At 50.1% G+C, this 3,983-nt stretch carries 5 protein-coding genes and 4 pseudogenes; 7 read left to right on the top strand and 2 right to left on the bottom strand.

The window, feature by feature from the left end; genetic code table 11:
- Nucleotides 1-424 precede the first annotated feature (424 nt).
- From BHE85_RS11735 to BHE85_RS28230, 3 genes and pseudogenes are all read left to right on the top strand, one after another.
- Nucleotides 425-736 carry a type II toxin-antitoxin system RelE/ParE family toxin gene (locus BHE85_RS11735; protein WP_000483533.1) on the top strand — a complete coding sequence of 104 codons (312 nt, stop codon included), beginning with the start codon at nucleotides 425-427 and terminating at the stop codon, nucleotides 734-736.
- Nucleotides 736-1,023 (top strand): helix-turn-helix domain-containing protein, encoded by a 288-nt coding sequence (locus tag BHE85_RS11730; protein WP_000865087.1) that lies wholly within the window; start codon nucleotides 736-738, stop codon nucleotides 1,021-1,023. The genes BHE85_RS11735 and BHE85_RS11730 overlap by 1 nt, the downstream gene beginning before the upstream one ends.
- Nucleotides 1,024-1,308: 285 nt before the next feature.
- Nucleotides 1,309-1,623: pseudogene (locus BHE85_RS28230) on the top strand (hypothetical protein); the annotation flags it as partial.
- Here the strand turns inward: BHE85_RS28230 and BHE85_RS11715 are convergent.
- On the bottom strand, nucleotides 1,560-2,747 hold the full coding sequence (locus BHE85_RS11715) for an IS91 family transposase (RefSeq protein ID WP_024258531.1): 1,188 nt from the start codon (nucleotides 2,745-2,747) through the stop codon (nucleotides 1,560-1,562). The pseudogene BHE85_RS28230 and the gene BHE85_RS11715 sit on opposite strands and share 64 nt — an antisense overlap.
- Before the next feature lie 29 nt (nucleotides 2,748-2,776).
- Here BHE85_RS11715 and BHE85_RS26420 point away from each other — a divergent pair, with 29 nt between their 5' ends.
- The 4 genes and pseudogenes from BHE85_RS26420 to BHE85_RS11695 all read left to right on the top strand — a co-directional run.
- Nucleotides 2,777-3,049 (top strand): transposase, encoded by a 273-nt coding sequence (locus tag BHE85_RS26420; protein WP_069673498.1) that lies wholly within the window; start codon nucleotides 2,777-2,779, stop codon nucleotides 3,047-3,049.
- A 146-nt stretch (nucleotides 3,050-3,195) separates the two neighbouring features.
- A pseudogene (locus BHE85_RS11705) lies at nucleotides 3,196-3,525 on the top strand (Tn3 family transposase); the annotation flags it as partial.
- A gap of 29 nt (nucleotides 3,526-3,554) precedes the next feature.
- A pseudogene (locus tag BHE85_RS11700) lies at nucleotides 3,555-3,638 on the top strand (CopG family transcriptional regulator); the annotation flags it as partial.
- Nucleotides 3,638-3,733: pseudogene (locus BHE85_RS11695) on the top strand (type II toxin-antitoxin system RelE/ParE family toxin); the annotation flags it as partial. The pseudogenes BHE85_RS11700 and BHE85_RS11695, both read left to right, overlap by 1 nt.
- Nucleotides 3,734-3,905: 172 nt before the next feature.
- Here the strand turns inward: BHE85_RS11695 and BHE85_RS27460 are convergent.
- Nucleotides 3,906-3,983: hypothetical protein (locus tag BHE85_RS27460; RefSeq protein ID WP_242412314.1), on the bottom strand; the 78-nt coding region annotated here is incomplete at its 5' end.

Genomic DNA, 3,983 nt, shown 5'->3' with positions numbered 1-3,983 from the left:
GAGCAGGTACCGGCATCCACGTTACAGACGGTCCCGGCAAAAGTGCCTGACCTGACCCCTATTAGCGGTTACCAGCGCCCCACCAGACCCGGTGACATCACCCCCCGGATCATGGACGACTGGGGGCAGTAATCATGCCGGGTCTGGCTGGCTAACACCCCATTATAAGGGGTACGAATAAAGTAACGGGGGTAAGGTGAAATCTGTCAATCAGTACCGGCTTACGCCGGGCTTCGGCGGTTTTACTCCTGTGCCATATGCAACAACGGAGTGCCGCCTTCCATGCCGCTAACGCGGCATCAAAAAATCCCTCTTCTCCAGTTGCCCCCCTCCGAACTCAGAGTGTATTTTCATTTATTGATGAAATTTACTGTTTGCGCAATTTTCCTGTTTTAGTGTATTTTGTCATTCTGGAGGCTATAATATGTTTAATGTGATTACTCACCCGGCCGCACTGGATGAACTTCTAGAATTACCAGACAATCTGCGTGGTCGTATGACCAGACTGATTGAACGGCTGGAACAGGAAGGTAACAAAATGAAAATGCCTCACAGCCGTGTAATTGGCGGAGGGCTTTTTGAACTGAGAGTCGGGGATAAAAATATCGCAAGGACACTGTACGCTTATGCAACGGGTAACGAAATCTATCTGCTGCATGCATTTGTGAAAAAAACGCAAAAGACACCAACGAAAGCTATTGAAATTGCCAGGATGCGTCTGAAGGAGATGAACTGATGAAAGTAAAAGGTGTTCCATTCAGCCAGGTAAAGCAAAAACTACTCAGTACTCCAGAAGCTGTCAAAGGGTATGAGGATGCTGACAAAGAACTGGAGATGGTGGAAATGTTATACGAAATGAGAGAAAAAGCGGGATTAACAAAGTCAGCACTGGCCGAACGAATGGGGTTACGCCCGTCAGCCATCAGTCGCCTGGAAAGTAACCCTTTAGGGGCCAGCATGAAAACTTTGACAAAATATGCTCATGCCTGTGGCGCAACCATCGATATTCACGCTGTCTATTGAGGGGTCCGCTTGGAATTCGGAAAATAAACCACGTTAAGACTATTTTTTAGATAAATGACTTTCAGGAATCGCCAAGATGGCGGGATAACAGCGGTTTTGGTGTCCTAAATCGTACAATTCTGTACATCCACGCAAGGGAATGTACGGAAGTAAGCCAGACGGTTATCGGACGGTCAGAACATTTCGTACAGCCTTTACGTTCAGTGAGTTAGCTGGCCTGGACGTAACCACTCGTTAGCTCAATTCTCTTAGCGTGGGAAAATTTCCGAATTCCAAGCGGACCCCTTTATCCTTGCCCCGCTGAATGAGGAAACGCTGTTCCGGGGGATTATGCTGAACGTCTTCCGTTCATCGATAGGAATTAAAACCCCAAAAAGATTAAAAAACACCACAAAACGGATGTTTCTTCAACACCACTTTTGCTCATATGAACGGAACCGACGATTAAACTGGATGGCTCTGATTGATTCAGGGTATGAATGGCGGTTTTTTGCTCCGTTTCCCTCAAAATGGACGCTACTTACCCTCTGCGGCTCTCAGCCGCACCACCGCATCCGGGCCAGCGGCTCATGCATCAGGACCTGCTCTGCCAGACGGTAGCCCCGCTTCAGCCCCGTAAAACGCATCTGACTCCCGCACAGCACGCACTTCAGCGGGTCAACCTTCAGTAACCTCTGATACATCCCTCTCCAGGTGATTTGCATCGCCGTTTTTCTCACTGTCTCCGTTATGATGTACACCACTTCTTCCAGTAACCGCCGTTTCGCCGGACTCAGAAAACCGTAGTACCTCACCATACGGAACCCCTTATCCGCCACATGCCAGGAGAACCTTTCCATGAACTCATCTCCACTCATCAACAGGTATTCTTCCCGTTTTGTTCGGTGACTGTTGTAACGCAGTCCGATTTCATCCTGACCGGCATAATGCTCCAGACGACTCACCGGCACCGGTGGCTTTTTCAGGTAAGAGCCAAAGTACACCGCCACATGGGTGGCATTATCCATCACCCGGGATACGTTGACATTCCAGCCACGGCGGTAATGCGTGTCCAGGAAGCGATTCCATTCCCGTTTACTGCTTCCTTCTGCTGCCAGCGCATCCGGCATCACCAGGTCAGGGTATTTCCGTGACAGTAACCGTGTTATCCGGTAGCGCCACATGCTCATCACCTTACGGGCGTAAAAATGAAGATTTTTCCAGGTGTGGCCCGACGTCACACCACCGGCAGTTGTCGATAAATGGATATGCGGATGCCACTGCTGGTCACGCCCCCATGTGTGGATCACCGTGAATATCCTCGGCTCCACATCTGCCTGATGGCAGATTTCCAGTATCACATCCGCTGCAATGCGGCTCATCTCTGCCAGCAACCACCGGTTGTGGAACACCAGGGACCAGTACTGGCAGGGTAACGTGAACACAATATGCTGCCATGGGCAGTCGGGGACCAGGCTCAGCAGATACTGTATCCACTGTGCGCCAGCCTTCACCCCGCAGTGCGGGCAGGAGCGGCTTTTACACCGGAAGCAGACCTTTTTTGTATGGCAACAGTCCGGTGATGAACAGCACCACTGTGTATACCCCATCAGTGTGGTCCCGCACGCCATGATTTTGGTCACCGACTCAATCACCACCGGACGTACTGCCCCTTCCGGCTGCTTCTCCAGCCAGTTAAGCCAGCGGTTTCCCTGCTGAAAGATATCGGCAAAACGGGGAAGCATCAGAAGGGCGGGGCGACTCCGTCCGGCCAGTGAACCGTGCCACACTCCGGGCAGTACATACCGCCGGCGCTGATACCGGAAAGAATGGTCGCAAATTCCCGCTCCGTGCAGCGGGCAATTTCCGGATACCCTTCGTCATCAACACGTACAAACCAGAAGACCAGTTTTTTGTTTCCGGCATCCACAAAGAACGGAATATTCAGGTCTGCGCAACACTCAACGGCATCATCAAAACTATCAAAGCGCAGAACTTCTGCGTCTTCTTCGTCAAAAAAATCATCTTCGTGAAGCTTCAGACATAGCGGGGAAGTTCGCTTCTTTGAGAGGCGGGTTTACGTTTACGGGGTTTAGCTGAACGGGCCATATAACCACCTGAAAGACAATGACATTGCCTGTTTTTATAACGGTAATTGCAGACCATGACAAGCCGCAGCCGTCAGGCTGCCTACTCGAGCTTCAGCTCAATAAAGGCGAATATCGACATAAATTACCCCGATGGATCTTTTTTGCAAATCAGGGTGAATTCACGACCGGTGATTACGAAGAAATCATGAATAAGGCCAGCGCCCTGAGTCTGGTATCGAATGCAATCCTGTACTGGAATACATCAAGAATAAGCAATATTGTTGAAGGGTTACGTGAAAATGGTGAGGTTATTGATGATGACGTATTAGCCCATATATCATTACTGCCCTATAAACACGTATTACCTAATGGTACTTATTTTGTTGATGGAGAACCTTACGGTACTGAGCCTACCGAAAGAGCAAAACCGTAAGTTTCTGTTCAAATGCTCCCGCTGGTCCATCCGGACAGATTATCGACCATCAGGCTGTACAGGCCTGGGCGGACAGCCTCAGTACTGACAATCCGTTACCGGTGCCACGCTGATGGAACAGAAGTGGACCAGTAAGGCGCTTTCTGATTTGGCGCGGTTATATGATTTTCTGGTGCTGGCCAGTAAACCTGCTGCCGCCAGAATGGTACACGTATAGGAAATTGAAAAACCAGACGATACCGCTGTCCACGCCTTATGCCACGTGAGCTTTTCTGCTTTTCCCTCCACTCCGGTGTTTTCTCTCTCTGCATGGTCGATTCTTATACCGCAACAGGCTGTTTTTTATACTTGCACCGATTCCCGGGCACACTTAGCCTGTGTCAGGCCGGCATATACCTCAGCAGACTGATATCCCGCGCGTTTTTCTTCAGCCCCTCCACATTCAGTCCCGCGATGGC

The organism is Shigella sp. FC1567, from assembly GCF_001743015.1.
GTDB classification, from domain to species: domain Bacteria; phylum Pseudomonadota; class Gammaproteobacteria; order Enterobacterales; family Enterobacteriaceae; genus Escherichia; species Escherichia coli.
This window is presented reverse-complemented; position numbering and strand designations above follow the sequence as displayed.

Excerpts from the sequence above, each read along its gene's own strand:
- BHE85_RS11735 (WP_000483533.1), top strand. The coding sequence starts at position 425 with ATGTTTAATGTGATTACTCACCCGGCCGCACTGGATGAACTTCTAGAA.
- BHE85_RS11715 (WP_024258531.1), bottom strand. The coding sequence starts at position 2,747 with ATGCTTCCCCGTTTTGCCGATATCTTTCAGCAGGGAAACCGCTGGCTT.
- BHE85_RS11730 (WP_000865087.1), top strand. The coding sequence starts at position 736 with ATGAAAGTAAAAGGTGTTCCATTCAGCCAGGTAAAGCAAAAACTACTC.